This is a genomic window from Leisingera sp. (assembly GCF_982940295.1).
In genome coordinates this window covers 234,480-247,410 of the sequence record NZ_CEYXRG010000002.1, presented here as the reverse complement: position 1 = coordinate 247,410, position 12,931 = coordinate 234,480, and the positions used below count along the sequence as shown (strand labels likewise).

Annotated in this window: 15 protein-coding genes; 9 read left to right on the top strand and 6 right to left on the bottom strand. The window is 61.2% G+C overall.

The window, feature by feature from the left end:
* Positions 1 to 2: 2 nt before the first annotated feature.
* The gene (locus tag AC4HIX_RS03025) at positions 3 to 875 is read left to right on the top strand and encodes a ribokinase (protein WP_490397834.1); all 873 of its coding nucleotides are present in this window, start codon (positions 3 to 5) and stop codon (positions 873 to 875) included.
* A 76-nt stretch (positions 876 to 951) separates the two neighbouring features.
* On the opposite strand, the gene msrA is transcribed toward AC4HIX_RS03025, so the two are convergent.
* Positions 952 to 1,617, bottom strand: a complete 666-nt coding sequence (gene msrA / locus AC4HIX_RS03020) for a peptide-methionine (S)-S-oxide reductase MsrA (RefSeq protein ID WP_490397833.1) — start codon at positions 1,615 to 1,617, stop codon at positions 952 to 954.
* 149 nt (positions 1,618 to 1,766) lie between these two features.
* Between msrA and AC4HIX_RS03015 the strand changes: the two genes are divergently transcribed.
* Together AC4HIX_RS03015 and AC4HIX_RS03010 are read left to right on the top strand one after the other, a co-directional pair.
* Positions 1,767 to 2,675 (top strand): D-amino acid aminotransferase, encoded by a 909-nt coding sequence (locus tag AC4HIX_RS03015; protein WP_490397832.1) that lies wholly within the window; start codon positions 1,767 to 1,769, stop codon positions 2,673 to 2,675.
* Positions 2,675 to 3,388 (top strand): sulfotransferase-like domain-containing protein, encoded by a 714-nt coding sequence (locus AC4HIX_RS03010; protein ID WP_490397831.1) that lies wholly within the window; start codon positions 2,675 to 2,677, stop codon positions 3,386 to 3,388. Before AC4HIX_RS03015 ends, AC4HIX_RS03010 begins: the two co-directional genes overlap by 1 nt.
* Before the next feature lie 73 nt (positions 3,389 to 3,461).
* On the opposite strand, the gene AC4HIX_RS03005 is transcribed toward AC4HIX_RS03010, so the two are convergent.
* The 3 genes from AC4HIX_RS03005 to AC4HIX_RS02995 form a co-directional block, all read right to left on the bottom strand.
* Positions 3,462 to 3,746 carry an SCP2 sterol-binding domain-containing protein gene (locus AC4HIX_RS03005; RefSeq protein WP_490397830.1) on the bottom strand — a complete coding sequence of 95 codons (285 nt, stop codon included), beginning with the start codon at positions 3,744 to 3,746 and terminating at the stop codon, positions 3,462 to 3,464.
* A 79-nt stretch (positions 3,747 to 3,825) separates the two neighbouring features.
* Positions 3,826 to 4,290 (bottom strand): DUF1810 domain-containing protein, encoded by a 465-nt coding sequence (locus AC4HIX_RS03000; protein ID WP_475048475.1) that lies wholly within the window; start codon positions 4,288 to 4,290, stop codon positions 3,826 to 3,828.
* Positions 4,287 to 5,513, bottom strand: a complete 1,227-nt coding sequence (locus tag AC4HIX_RS02995; protein ID WP_260002397.1) for an argininosuccinate synthase — start codon at positions 5,511 to 5,513, stop codon at positions 4,287 to 4,289. The genes AC4HIX_RS03000 and AC4HIX_RS02995 overlap by 4 nt, the downstream gene beginning before the upstream one ends.
* A gap of 137 nt (positions 5,514 to 5,650) precedes the next feature.
* Here AC4HIX_RS02995 and AC4HIX_RS02990 point away from each other — a divergent pair, with 137 nt between their 5' ends.
* Positions 5,651 to 6,412, top strand: a complete 762-nt coding sequence (locus AC4HIX_RS02990; RefSeq protein ID WP_490397829.1) for a hypothetical protein — start codon at positions 5,651 to 5,653, stop codon at positions 6,410 to 6,412.
* Between the two features lie 72 nt (positions 6,413 to 6,484).
* Positions 6,485 to 7,711 carry a threonine ammonia-lyase IlvA gene (gene ilvA, locus AC4HIX_RS02985; protein ID WP_490397828.1) on the top strand — a complete coding sequence of 409 codons (1,227 nt, stop codon included), beginning with the start codon at positions 6,485 to 6,487 and terminating at the stop codon, positions 7,709 to 7,711.
* Positions 7,712 to 7,726: 15 nt separating this feature from the next.
* Here ilvA and AC4HIX_RS02980 read toward each other — a convergent pair whose 3' ends face one another.
* Entirely contained in the window at positions 7,727 to 8,050 is a 324-nt protein-coding gene (locus tag AC4HIX_RS02980; protein ID WP_475048469.1) for an Hpt domain-containing protein, read from the bottom strand.
* Between the two features lie 187 nt (positions 8,051 to 8,237).
* On the opposite strand from AC4HIX_RS02980, the gene AC4HIX_RS02975 reads away from it, so the two are divergent.
* On the top strand, positions 8,238 to 9,491 hold the full coding sequence (locus tag AC4HIX_RS02975) for a PP2C family protein-serine/threonine phosphatase (RefSeq protein ID WP_475053049.1): 1,254 nt from the start codon (positions 8,238 to 8,240) through the stop codon (positions 9,489 to 9,491).
* Between the two features lie 79 nt (positions 9,492 to 9,570).
* On the opposite strand, the gene AC4HIX_RS02970 is transcribed toward AC4HIX_RS02975, so the two are convergent.
* Positions 9,571 to 10,014 (bottom strand): NUDIX hydrolase, encoded by a 444-nt coding sequence (locus tag AC4HIX_RS02970; protein ID WP_490397827.1) that lies wholly within the window; start codon positions 10,012 to 10,014, stop codon positions 9,571 to 9,573.
* Between the two features lie 77 nt (positions 10,015 to 10,091).
* Here AC4HIX_RS02970 and hslO point away from each other — a divergent pair, with 77 nt between their 5' ends.
* From hslO to AC4HIX_RS02955, 3 genes are read left to right on the top strand one after another with little or no spacing between them, the layout of a single operon-like run.
* Positions 10,092 to 11,078 carry an Hsp33 family molecular chaperone HslO gene (gene hslO, locus AC4HIX_RS02965; RefSeq protein WP_490397826.1) on the top strand — a complete coding sequence of 329 codons (987 nt, stop codon included), beginning with the start codon at positions 10,092 to 10,094 and terminating at the stop codon, positions 11,076 to 11,078.
* Entirely contained in the window at positions 11,053 to 11,679 is a 627-nt protein-coding gene (locus AC4HIX_RS02960) for a CoA pyrophosphatase (protein ID WP_490397825.1), read from the top strand. Before hslO ends, AC4HIX_RS02960 begins: the two co-directional genes overlap by 26 nt.
* Entirely contained in the window at positions 11,679 to 12,830 is a 1,152-nt protein-coding gene (locus AC4HIX_RS02955) for a CCA tRNA nucleotidyltransferase (protein ID WP_490397824.1), read from the top strand. Before AC4HIX_RS02960 ends, AC4HIX_RS02955 begins: the two co-directional genes overlap by 1 nt.
* Positions 12,831 to 12,931: the final 101 nt, after the last annotated feature.

Sequence of the window (12,931 nt, the reverse complement as noted above, 5' to 3'; positions counted from 1 at the left end):
ATATGGCGATCTGGAACCTCGGTTCAATCAACGCGGACATGGTTTATTCCATGCCGCATCTGCCGGCGGCGGGGGAAACCCTGGCCGCCTTGCGTCTTGACCGGTTCTTGGGCGGCAAGGGCGCCAATATGTCTGTTGCCGCCATCCGGGCCGGCAGCGAGGTGCACCACATTGGCGCGGTGGGACCGGACGGGTCTTGGGCGATTGAACGTCTGACGGCATACGGTGCCGGCACGGACCACATTGCCCAAGTGGAGACGCCGACCGGCCATGCCATCATCGCGGTGGAGCCTGACGGCGAAAACCAGATCATCCTGTTCCCGGGCGCCAACCGCGTGCTCAACGGCGAACAACTGGAGCAGGCGCTGGCTCGGGCAAGCGCCGGCGACATTCTGGTGATGCAAAATGAAACCAACCTGCAGGCAGAGGCGGCACAGCTGGGCCGGAAGCTGGGTTTGCGGGTATGTTATGCCGCGGCCCCGTTTGATGCGGACGCAGTGCGGGTGGTGCTGCCGTATCTGGATTTCCTGATCCTGAATGAGGTGGAAGCCCAGCAGCTGCAGCAGGCCATCGGCAAGACGCCCGGTGAAACCGGCGTCAAGGATGTGATCATTACCCTTGGCTCCAAGGGCGCACGCCACATCGACGGTGAAACAGGCGCCGTTCTGGACGTGCCTGCGCTGCCGGTCACTGCGGTCGACACCACTGGGGCCGGCGACACCTTCACCGGCTATGTCCTGTCAGGTCTGGACCGGGGGCTGCCGATGGCAGAGGCAATGGAGCAGGCCAGCCGCGCAGCGGCGCTGATGGTCACCCGCCATGGCACTGCGGATGTGATCCCGGAGCTTGCAGAGGTTCAAGCCGCCCGTTTCTGATCCGGGCGGCCTGGTTCTTACCTGGTGCAATTCCTCTTCGGGAAATGGCTGTCAGGCCAAGAGGGCTGGCTCTGCCCTAATGCCCCTTGGCAAAAGGCGCCGCGCTGCCCCACAGCTGCGCCACCCTTGCGTCCCGGCCGCAGGCCTCGCGGTAACGCTTGTAGGCAGCCGCCTGCCGCTTGGGTCCAAACCGGGTGAACACCAGGCTGTTCCCTTTGTAATAGTCCTGGTGATAATCCTCGGCCTTATAGAAGGTCTTTGCCGGCAGAACCGGCGTCACGATCTTTTGCCCCAACGCCTTCTGCGCCTCAGATTTTACCCTGTCCGCCAAGGCTGTTTCTGCCTTGTTAGAGACAAAAACCGCAGTCCGGTAACTCTCACCGCGGTCGCAGAACTGGCCGCCTGCGTCTGTCGGATCAACCGAGCGGAAGAACATCTCCAGCAGTCTCTCCCGGGACACTTTTGACGGGTCAAAGATGATCTGCACCGCCTCGTAATGGCCGCTGCCGCCGCGGGTCACGTCCTTGTAGGTCGGGTTCGCCACCTTGCCGCCAGTGTAACCTGAAACGGCCTCGACCACCCCCGGCACGCTTTCAAAATCGCTTTCCACACACCAGAAACAGCCGCCGGCGACGGTGAGGACTTCAGTGGACTGGGCCTGCAGCGGATTGGTTTGCGCTGCGGTGCCGATGGCAATCAGGCCCGCCAGAGCCAAAGGTTTCAGTTTTTCCAGAACACGCATCTCTGCCTCCATCCTGTTTTGATGCCACCCTGCTGGCTGATGCCGCGCCTCTCAACCCGGAAGGCGGGGTCCTCACAAACAGGTGACAGCAAGTTACTGCTTGGAAATTGGATCCAATCTTACTAACGTGCCGCCAGCAGGAGGATTCCATGACCAAAAAGATGAGCACTCACCAAGCCGAGGAAGATCAGCGCAACGAGGAGATCCTGATCTATCTGAACGGCGAAATCGTTCCCAAGGCCGAGGCTAAGGTGAGCGTATATGACAGCGGCTTCATGCTGGGCGATGGAGTATGGGAGGGGCTGCGCTTGTACAACGGCACCTGGGCCTTCATGGACGAGCATCTGGACCGGTTGTTTGAGGCGGCCAAGGCCATTGATCTGGATATCGGCCTCGACCGGGAAGGGGTCGAAAACGCCTTGTTAGAGACACAAAAGGCCAATGGCATGACAACGGATGCTCATGCCCGGCTGATGGTGACGCGGGGCGTGAAGACGCGGCCGTTCCAGCATCCCTCCCTGTCACGGCAGGGGCCGACCATGACCATCATCATGGAGCACTCGCGCCCCAACCTGCCGCGCCCGATCAAGCTGGCGACGGTGCCGCATGTCCGCGGGTTGCCGATGACGCAGGACCCCAAGCTGAATTCCCATTCAAAGCTGAACTGCATTCTCGCCTGTATCGCGGCGGAGAAAGCGGGTGCGGATGAAGCGCTGATGCTGGACGTGAACGGTTTTGTGAACACCACCAACGCCTGCAATTTCTTCATCGTGCGGAAGGGTGAGGTTTGGACCTCCACCGGAGACTATTGCATGAACGGGATCACCCGGCAGAAAGTGGTCGATCTGTGCCGCGAAAACGGTATCCCAGTGTATGAGCGCAATTACTCGCTGGTCGACACTTACGGTGCGGATGAAGCCTTTCTCACCGGCACCTTCGGCGCGCAGACCCCGGTGGGGGAGATCGACGGGCGGCAGATCGGCAGCGGCCAGATGGGCCCCATGACTGAGCGCATCCGGGGCCTCTACAAGCAATTGATTGAAAGGGAGTGTGCGTGATGCGGATTGCTATGTGGTCAGGACCGCGGAACCTGTCGACCGCGATGATGTATGCCTTTGGCAACCGCGGCGATTGCGCGGTGGTGGATGAACCGTTTTATGCCGCCTATCTGGCGATGACCGGTCTCGATCACCCGATGCGGAATGAGATCCTGGACAGCCAGCCGCTGGATCCTGAAACCGTGGCGCAAGCGCTGCTGGGGCCGTTGCCGGGGGCCAAGCCGAACTATTACCAGAAACACATGACCCAGCACATGATTCCGGGTGTGCCCCGGGACTGGATGCGTGAGGCAGCCAATGTTTTTCTGATCCGCCATCCGGCGCGGGTGATCGCCTCTTATGCCGCGAAGCGGGAGAACCCCACGTTGGAGGACATAGGTTTCCGCCAGCAGGCAGAGCTGTTTGACCTGGTGCGCGGCTGGGGGCAGACGCCGGTGGTGGTGGACAGCCACGATATCCGTGCGGACCCGGCGGCCAAGCTGCAACAGCTGTGCGAGGCGATCGGCATTCCGTATTCCCCGAAGATGCTGAGCTGGCCCAAGGGCGGGCACAAGGATGACGGCGTCTGGGCCGAGCATTGGTATGGTGCGGTCTGGAATTCGACCGGGTTTGCCGGCGCCGAGGGGCCGCTGCCGGCAGTGCCGGAGGAGCTGCAACCCGTACTGCAGGCGGCAATGCCCTATTACGAGCAGATGAAAGCCGTGAAGATCTGATGTTTGGAGGGGGCTTTGCCCCCTCGCCCCTGCGGCGCTCACCCCCAGGATATTTGGAGCAAGAGGAAGACGATCAGCCGATCAGCTTGCTCAGTTTCATGGCGACGCCCATATCGCCGGACACCTTGATCTTGCCCATCATCACCGCGGTCATCGGGTTCAGCTTGCCGGCGAGCAGCTTTTGCAGGTTGTCTGCGGACAGGCGCAGCGTGCAGTCGGTGTCCCGGTCCTGCGTTGTTGCATCCCCCTGTGAGAGCACGATGACGCCGTCATCTCCGCAATCGAATTTCAGTGAGCCATCGAACGTTTTGCCGGTGAGCCCGGTGCGGATGCCTTGTGCAATATCTTCAAGTACCATGTAGTCCTCCCTTGCCTGACGTGAGGGTTAGGCAGGCAGGGCGGCCCGGGCAATACTGACCAAGGGGGAAGCGGGCGGATTACCCGCCGGCAAGCGCGTGCTGGGTGAGAGGGCAGGGCTGGCCATCATAGAAGGTATCAAGCACCTGCTGAAACTCTGCCGGCGCGCCGGGCACAGCGGCAAACAGTGTCATTGAGGAGCGCAGTTTCTTGGCATCAATGCCGCCGAGGATCTGCTCAGGCGCCTTGTCCCTATGGGACAGCATCAGCTGGCTGACCTCCACCAAGCGGGCGCGCAGTTTCTCGTGGTTCAGATAGGCGGTGGCCTCCGACAGGTCCTCGATCCCGTAAAGCTGCGCCATGTGGGAACGGCCGAGTTCCGCGAGTTGGGGAAAGACGAACCACATCCAGTGGCTCGTCTTGTGCCCTGCAGAGAGTTCGCTCAGGACAGCCGCCCAGACGGTGTCCTGAGCCTCAACGAACATGTCCAGCTCTTCCGCGAAATCGTCCTCGAAATCGCCGTCTATGCCGTCTCGGTCACTCACTTCTTGATCCGGCGCTCGCGTGCGGCCAGCAGCTTGAGGCGCAGTGCGTTCAGCTGGATGAAGCCTGCGGCGTCCTTCTGGTCGTAGGCGCCGGCGTCTTCTTCGAAGGTCACATGCGCTTCGGAGTAGAGCGAGTTGTCCGACCAGCGGCCAACGGTGGAGGCCAGGCCTTTGTAGAGCTTCACGCGCACGGTGCCGGAGACGAACTCTTGGCTCTTGTCGATGGCGGCCTGCAGCATTTCGCGTTCCGGCGAGTACCAGAAACCGTTGTAGATCAGCTCTGCGTATTGCGGCATCAGCTGGTCCTTCAGGTGCATCGCGCCGCGGTCCATGGTGATGGATTCGATGCCGCGGTGGGCTTCCAGCAGGATGGTGCCGCCCGGGGTCTCGTAGATACCGCGGGACTTCATGCCCACGAAACGGCCTTCGACCAGGTCGAGGCGGCCGATGCCGTGCTTGCGGCCGTATTCATTGAGTTCGGTCAGGATGGTGGCCGGGCTCATCGCTTCGCCGTTGATGCTGACCGCGTCGCCCTTCTCAAACCCGATCTCGATGTATTCGGGGGTGTCGGGTGCCTCTTCCGGGTGCACGGTGCGCTGGTAGACGTAATCGGGCGCTTCCTGCGCCGGGTCTTCCAGTACCTTGCCTTCGGAGGAGGTGTGCAGGAGGTTTGCATCGACCGAGAAGGGGGCCTCGCCGCGCTTGTCTTTGGCAACGGGGATCTGATGCGCTTCGGCGAATTCCAGCAGGCGGGTACGCGAGGTCAGGTCCCATTCCCGCCAGGGGGCGATCACCTTGATGTCGGGGTTCAGCGCGTAGGCGGCCAGTTCGAAGCGGACCTGGTCGTTGCCCTTGCCGGTGGCGCCGTGGGCCACGGCGTCGGCGCCGGTCGCCTCAGCAATCTCCACCAGGCGCTTGGAAATCAGCGGGCGGGCGATGGAGGTGCCCAGCAGGTAGAGGCCCTCGTAAACCGCATTGGCGCGGAACATCGGGAACACGAAGTCGCGGACAAATTCCTCGCGCACATCCTCGATGAAGATGTTTTCCGGCTTGATGCCCAGCATTTCCGCTTTCTTGCGGGCGGGCTCCAGCTCTTCACCCTGGCCGAGATCGGCGGTGAAGGTGACAACTTCGCAGCCGTATTCGGTCTGCAGCCATTTCAGGATGATCGAGGTGTCGAGGCCGCCGGAATAGGCGAGCACAACTTTCTTGGGCGCGGACATGGAATTCCCTCTCAGGTCAGAACGTGTGGGGCGTAGCGGGTTTTGCCCGGAAGGGCAAGGATTTCCGGGGTTTTCTAATCAGCAGGACACGCTTAACGTGCGCAGCAAAACGGAAAGATCTTTTGGAGAATACCTCAATGAAGGGCTGGTCGATTTTCTCGCATTCCGTGAGCATGGTGCTGCGGAATTTCCAGGCTGCAATCCAGATATTCCTGGTCCCAACGCTGCTCGTGTTCGCAGTGGTGTTTGCCGTGGTCTATGCCGCCATACAGTCGGGGCTGGCACCGCAGGGGCAAGCCGTCAATGTGGCGCTGGGCAGTGTGCCTTCCGGCTTGCTGCTGCAAATGGCGGCGGTCTGGATCGTCGTCATGCTGATCAGCATCTGGGGTGTTGTCGCCTGGCACCGGTATGTGCTTCTGGAAGAGATGCCTGAAGGCTGGATTCCCCGGCTCCACACCTCCAATATCCTCATCTACTTTCTGCGAGCGGTCCAGCTGGTCATCGTTTCGGTGATTGCTCTGCTGGTGGTTGCCTTCATCGGCAGCGCGTTTGTGGAGGCCGCGGGGTTATTCGGGGCTGCCATCCTGATTGTGCTCTTTATCGGCATCGCCCTGTTTCTGTCGCGGCTTCTGGTCATTCTCCCTGCTGCGGCAGTTGGCAGGCCATTCGGCCTGAGTGACGCATTGGAGGCTACCAAGGGCGCAGTCCCGGCTCTGTTTCTGCTTGGTGTGTGTGTGTTTCTTGCACAGCTCGCGGTGGAGCTGACGCTGTCGGCAGTTTCCGGAATCCCGGCCGTCTCGCTCGCACTGCAATTGGGATTTGCGGTCATGCTGAGCCTTCTGAACGTCAGCATCATGACCACGCTTTACGGCCATTACGTCGAAGGACGCCCGGTCTGATCCCCAGTATTCTTATGTATGCTTTGCACCCGCCCCTTGCCTTGGGGGCGGGGTTACGCCACTGAAGGATACATGAGCGATTTCAAGACCCAGGCCCGCGCCGCCGAACAGGCGATGCGCGATGTGTTCCCCGCAACGCCGCTGCAGCGTAACGTGCATCTTTCCGAACGTTTCGGCGCCGAGATCTACCTCAAGCGCGAGGACCTGAGCCCGGTCCGTTCCTACAAGATCCGCGGCGCGCTGAACGCAATGCGCAAACAGCCGGATCAGGAGCTGTTCGTTTGCGCCTCGGCCGGGAACCATGCCCAGGGCGTCGCCTTCATGTGCCGCCACATGGGCAAGCGCGGCGTGATCTTCATGCCAGTCACCACGCCGCAGCAGAAGATCCAGAAGACGCGGATGTTCGGCGGCGACAATATCGAGATTCACCTGGTCGGCGACTACTTCGACATCTGCCTGGCCGCCGCGCAGGAGTGGTGCGCGCAGGAAGGCGGGTATTTCCTGTCGCCTTTCGACGATGCCGATGTGATCGAAGGCCAAGCTTCCATCGCCGTGGAGATCGAGGAACAACTGGGCAAGCTTCCAGACCACGTCCTTTTGCCGGTGGGCGGCGGGGGCATGTCGGCAGGCGTCTCTTCCTGGTTCGGGGAAGAGGTGCACAGCCTGTTCGTGGAGCCGGAGGGCGGTGCTTGCCTGCGCGCAGCGCTGGCAGCCGGCAAGCCGGTGCCGCTGGACACCGTTGATACCTTTGTTGATGGCGCCGCGGTGGGGCGGATCGGCGACCTGCCGTTTGACATTCTGAAGGACGTGCCGCTGCCGGATGTGCTTGCAATTTCCGAGGACCGGATCTGCGCCACCATTATCGAGATGCTGAACGTCGAGGGCATCGTGCTGGAGCCGGCCGGCGCGCTGTCGGTCGAGGCGCTGCAGGATGTGCGCTCCTGGATTCGCGGCAAGACTGTAGTTTGCGTGACCTCAGGCGGGAACTTCGATTTCGAACGGCTGCCCGAGGTCAAGGAGCGGGCGCAGCGCTATTCCGGGGTGAAGAAATACTTCATCCTGCGGCTGCCGCAGCGGCCCGGCGCGTTGAAGGAATTTTTGGGCATCCTGGGTCCTGAGGACGACATCGCCCGGTTCGAGTACATGAAGAAATCGGCCCGCAACTTCGGCTCTGTCCTGATCGGGATCGAAACCAAACGGCCGGAAAATTTTGAGCAGCTGTTTGCGAGGCTGGATGCGGCTGGGATGACTTATACAGACATCACCCGGGACGAAACGCTGGCGCAGTTCGTGATCTGAGGTCCGTCGCAGGGATCAGAATTTTTCGGACATGCCTGTCAGGAAGGCGGACTTGGAAGCCTGAAATTCGGCAATGATGGCTGGGATGTCGACACCTTCTGCGCCACCCTGTGCGGATTTTCTCTCACCGTCCAGGCAAAGCGCAGAAAAATCCGCAAAGCCAAGGTTCAGCGCGCTGCCTTTCAGGAAATGCAGGTCCTGTTCCAGCTGCTTGCGGTCGCCGCCTCGCAGTTTTCCAATAACCTCTTCGACTTCTTCAAGAAAGATTTCAACAACTTCCTCGAAATCCTCTGCACCCACTTCTTCGCGCAGCTCGGTCACGCGCGGCCAGTCAATCATGTGTCTTGTCCCTACGATCAGTCGCCATGCGAGATTTCTTAAGTTGCTTGCAGTAAAGATATAGTGAAATAAAGGGGGAAGCTCAAATTTTAGGTTTCACCGCCTGTTAAATTTCTGGACCGATAGTATCACAAGACTGTCTGATTATGCCATTTGTGAGGTGCCTTCGGTGCTGCCAGAAAGTTCGATGGACAACGAGGACCACACAGTGGCCGGATCAATACGCCGTGTGCTGGTTGTCGATGACAGCCGCCTGCAGAGACGCATCCTTGTGGCCTCACTCAAGAAATGGGGGTTTGAGGTCGTCGAAGCCGAGAGCGGCGAGGCTGCGATGGAGATCTGCCAGGCGGAAACACCGGATCTGATCCTTAGCGACTGGATGATGCCGGGCATGAACGGGCTGGAGTTCTGCCGCGCATTCCGGGCCCGCTCCAGCGAGGATTACGCCTATTTCATTCTGCTGACTTCCAAGAGCGAAAAGAACGAAGTTGCCGAGGGGCTTGACGCCGGCGCCGATGACTTCCTGACCAAACCGGTGAGCTCTGACGAACTGCGTGCGCGCATTTCCGCGGGCGAGCGGATCCTGCGGATGCAGCGGGAGCTGTCAGAGAAGAACCGGATCGTCTCTGAAACCCTGGGTGAGCTGCAGCGGGTGTATGATGCGATCGACAAGGACCTGATCCAGGCCCGCAAAATCCAGGAATCGCTGGTGCCGGAGCTGTCCAAGACGTTTGGCTCCTCCACTGTCAGCCTGCTGCTGAAACCCTGCGGGCACATCGGCGGGGACCTGGTTGGCATGTTCTCTCCGGGCGTGAACCGTATCGGCTTCTACTCCATCGACGTTTCCGGCCACGGCATCACCTCCGCGATGATGACGGCGCGGCTGGGCGGCTATTTGTCTTCCAACTACTTCGACCAGAATGTCGGGATGGAGAAGCGGTTCAACCGTTTTTATGCACTGCGCCAGCCGGAAGAGGTTGCCAGCCTGCTGAATGCCCGTCTGATCGCCGATACCGGTATCGAAGAATACTTCACCATGGCCTATTGCATTGCTGATCTGCGCAGCGGTGTCATCAAAATGGTGCAGGCCGGCCACCCGCACCCGCTGCTGCTGCGCAAGAGCGGCGAGATGGAATTTATCGGCAAAGGCGGCGTGCCGGTGGGTCTGGTGCCGGACATCGGCTACAGCCAGGAAGAATTCACAATGGAACGCGGCGACCGCCTGCTGCTTTTCTCCGACGGTTTCACCGAGGCTCGGCTGGAAGACGGTTCCATGCTGGAACCGGAGGGCCTGCTTGAGCTTGTGGAGAAATGCGGCTCTGACCAGAGCGGCAAGGAATTCCTGGACGACCTTTATTGGCACCTGACCCAGGTCATGAGCAAGGAACACGGGCTGGAGGATGACGTCTCAGCCACGTTGTTCGAATACCAGGGCCCCTGAACCTGAAACAGCGGCTGTCTAAAGATGTCCCGGCCGCGGCTGGGATTTTGTGCATTTGGGCGATAGGTTTGGACATATTTCACAGGCGTGCGGCCAACTGGGTGGCAAAATGGCGGTCGCCGGCGTTGCCAAGCCGAATGGCCGCTTCCTGCGGGTCAATCCACAGCGCTTCATGCCCCTTCTCCAACGGCGGACCGAGGCGGCGCAGCGGACGGGCCATGTAAATATGGCACAGCTTCTCGGCCCACAGGTCGTATTCCGGCATATAGGCAAAACGCCGGAACACGCCCACCTTCCGCGGTGCAGAGATCTTCCAGCCGGTTTCTTCATAAACCTCGCGGTGCAGCGCAGGGATCGGCGATTCGCCAGGGTCGATACCGCCGCCCGGCAGCTGCAAATCGGGGTGCGGGTCATACTGGCAAGTGATCAGCAGCTTACCGGCGCGCGGCAGGAGCGCATAGGCTCCAGGCCGAATCCGGTAGCGCTGGCCCTTTTGCGGGGTGTCGCCAAAACGTCTGATCACGGGCCGGCCCCTTCACTCCAGTATCAATTCTCCTATATAGCCCCGGTATGCCAATCCCCGGCGCATAAGGAAACCCCATGACCATTGGTTCGAAAATCGCGTGGGACGACACCGTCCTGCCCTTCCAGCTTGATGCATCCGACATGCGCGGCCGCGTGGCGCGGCTGGACGGCGTGCTGGATGGTATTCTGAAACAGCATGACTATCCGCCAGTGGTTGAGGCGCTGGTCGCCGAGATGGCGCTGCTGACGGCGCTGATCGGCCAGACCATCTCGCTGCGCTGGAAACTCTCGCTTCAGGTGCAGTCCAAAGGCGCGGTGCGGATGATTGCCACAGATTACTATGCGCCCCAGAAAGAGGGTGAAATCGGCCAGATCCGTGCCTATGCCAGCTTTGACCGCGACCGGCTGACCGATGGCGACCCGTTCGAACAAGTGGGCGAAGGGTATTTTGCGATCCTGATAGACCAGGGCAATGGCACCCAGCCCTACCAAGGCATCACCCCGCTGGCCCAAGGCTCGCTGAGCGCCTGCGCCGAAGCCTACTTTGCCCAATCGGAACAGCTGCCGACCATGTTCAAGCTGAGCTTTGGCAAATCGGCCGAACCTGGCGTGCCCGAGCACTGGCGCGCAGGCGGCGTGATGCTGCAGAGCATGCCCAAGGCGTCGCCCTTCGCGGCCCAGGGCGAAGGAACGGGTGACGTTCTGCAGGCTTCCGATCTGGTGACCGGGGACGAGGAAGAGAACTGGAACCGGGTCACGATGCTGCTGAATACGGTGGACGACCTGGAACTGATCGGCCCGTCGGTCACGCCCACCGATCTGCTGGTCAGATTGTTTCACGAGGAACAACCGCGGGTCTATGACTTCCAGCCGGTGCGTTTCGGCTGCACCTGCTCGGAAGACCGCGTACGCCAAAGCCTGTCGATCTACTCCGCCAAGGACATCGAGAAGATGACCACGGATGAGGGCCGGGTGACCGCGGACTGCCAGTTCTGCGGCGCGCACTATGATCTGGACCCAGCGTCGCTGGGGTTTGATGCGGAAAACCCGCCCAGTGAGTGAGGCCGCGCAGGATCTCATCGGAACCATCACTGCCGCGCTGAAGCTTCAGGGCGGCGGTTCTTCCGATTTTGACCTCAATCCTGGCACGGTGCTGCCGGAGGGTCGCAAGCTGCGGGATGCCGGGGTGCTGGTGCCGGTCTCCATCGCCTCCGGCGCGCCCCGGCTGATCCTGACCAAACGGTCCTCGGCGCTCAAACACCATCCAGGCCAGATCGCCTTTCCCGGCGGCAAGGTGGATGAGGGCGACAAGGACGCTTGCGCCGCAGCGCTGCGCGAGGCCTGGGAGGAAATCGGCCTGCCGCAATATCTGCCTGAGATCCTCGGCTGCCTTCCTGAGCATGAGACAGTGACTGGGTTCTCCGTGACCCCGGTGGTTGCGCTGATCCGGGAAGAGTTCGCTGCGCGCCCGGAAGCAGGGGAAGTGGCCGAAGTCTTTTCCGTGCCGCTAAGACACGTTCTGAATACGGAAAACTACATCATCGAATCGCGCCGTTGGCGCGGGACCCGCCGACGCTATTATACCGTACCCTATGGGCCCTATTACATTTGGGGCGCCACCGCGCGGATGTTGCGCGGTTTTGCGGCACGGATGGAAAGCTGATGCGGATTGACCAGCCCTGGCTGAAGAACAAGGCAACTCAGGCGGTATGCGAGGCTGTCACGGCGGATGGTGCGCAGGTGCTGTTTGTCGGCGGATGCGTGCGCAATTCACTGCTGTGCGAGCCTGTCTCCGATATGGATATCGCCACCGATGCGCGGCCGGAGCAAGTGATGGAGCTCGCCGCCCGCGCCGGTATCAAGGCGGTGCCGACCGGGATCGACCACGGCACTGTGACGCTGGTCAAAGACGGCATCCCGCATGAGATCACCACCTTCCGCAAGGATGTCGAGACCGACGGCCGCCGGGCTGTGGTCGCGTTTTCAACCGAAATCACTGAGGACGCCCGCCGCCGTGATTTCACCATGAACGCGATCTATGCGCGCCCGGACGGGGAAGTGGTCGATCCGCTGGGCGGCCTGGCGGATCTGACCAAGCGCCGGGTACGGTTCATCGGCACCGCGGAAAACCGCATCCGCGAAGATTACCTGCGCAGCTTGCGCTATTTCCGCTTTCACGCCTGGTACGGCGACCACTCAGAGGGCTTCGATCCGGATGCGCTGGCGGCGATTGCGGCCAACCTGGACGGTCTGGCATCACTCTCCAAGGAACGCGTCGGGGCAGAGCTGTTGAAGCTTCTGACCGCCCCCAATCCTGCGCCGTCTGTCGCAGCAATGCGGCAGGCCGGCGTCTTGGCTCAAATTCTGCCTGGCGCCGATGACCGCGCCCTGGCACCGCTGATTCATCTGGAGGCGGGGCGTCCGGCGTCCGGCATCCGCCGCCTCGCCGCGCTGGGCGGTGATGGTCTGCAGGAGGCCCTGCGGCTGAGCAAGGCTAAGACCTCACATCTGAAAGCAATCCGGGAAGCCGCGACTGGTACAGCGGGGGCAGGGGAGCTGGGATACCGGCTCGGTACGGAGAAAGCGCTGGATGCACTGCTGTTGCGCGCAGCGCTGCTGGAACAGCCGTTTCGCACTGATTTAGAGACTGAAATCGAGCTGGGCGCGGAAGCGGTTTTCCCGGTGAAAGCCCGCGATCTGTTGCCGGACCTGCAAGGGCCGGCGCTGGGCGCGGCGGTAAAAAAACTGGAAGCGGACTGGATCGCGTCCGGGTTCACGCTCAGCCGCGAAGAGCTGCTGAGCACTTTCCGCTGACAAGGGGTGTCAGCAGCGTCACAACCTTTGGGGGTGACAAAACGGCAAATCTTGCGTACCCATGGGGCAGCCACCACATGACGGAGGAATGCTGATGTATT

Excerpts from the sequence above, each read along its gene's own strand:
- AC4HIX_RS03025 (WP_490397834.1), top strand. The coding sequence starts at position 3 with ATGGCGATCTGGAACCTCGGTTCAATCAACGCGGACATGGTTTATTCC.
- AC4HIX_RS03010 (WP_490397831.1), top strand. The coding sequence starts at position 2,675 with ATGCGGATTGCTATGTGGTCAGGACCGCGGAACCTGTCGACCGCGATG.
- AC4HIX_RS03005 (WP_490397830.1), bottom strand. The coding sequence starts at position 3,746 with ATGGTACTTGAAGATATTGCACAAGGCATCCGCACCGGGCTCACCGGC.
- AC4HIX_RS03015 (WP_490397832.1), top strand. The coding sequence starts at position 1,767 with ATGACCAAAAAGATGAGCACTCACCAAGCCGAGGAAGATCAGCGCAAC.
- AC4HIX_RS02990 (WP_490397829.1), top strand. The coding sequence starts at position 5,651 with ATGAAGGGCTGGTCGATTTTCTCGCATTCCGTGAGCATGGTGCTGCGG.
- AC4HIX_RS02960 (WP_490397825.1), top strand. The coding sequence starts at position 11,053 with ATGCGGAAAACCCGCCCAGTGAGTGAGGCCGCGCAGGATCTCATCGGA.
- ilvA (WP_490397828.1), top strand. The coding sequence starts at position 6,485 with ATGAGCGATTTCAAGACCCAGGCCCGCGCCGCCGAACAGGCGATGCGC.
- AC4HIX_RS02975 (WP_475053049.1), top strand. The coding sequence starts at position 8,238 with ATGGACAACGAGGACCACACAGTGGCCGGATCAATACGCCGTGTGCTG.
- AC4HIX_RS02955 (WP_490397824.1), top strand. The coding sequence starts at position 11,679 with ATGCGGATTGACCAGCCCTGGCTGAAGAACAAGGCAACTCAGGCGGTA.
- AC4HIX_RS02980 (WP_475048469.1), bottom strand. The coding sequence starts at position 8,050 with ATGATTGACTGGCCGCGCGTGACCGAGCTGCGCGAAGAAGTGGGTGCA.
- msrA (WP_490397833.1), bottom strand. The coding sequence starts at position 1,617 with ATGCGTGTTCTGGAAAAACTGAAACCTTTGGCTCTGGCGGGCCTGATT.
- AC4HIX_RS02995 (WP_260002397.1), bottom strand. The coding sequence starts at position 5,513 with ATGTCCGCGCCCAAGAAAGTTGTGCTCGCCTATTCCGGCGGCCTCGAC.
- hslO (WP_490397826.1), top strand. The coding sequence starts at position 10,092 with ATGACCATTGGTTCGAAAATCGCGTGGGACGACACCGTCCTGCCCTTC.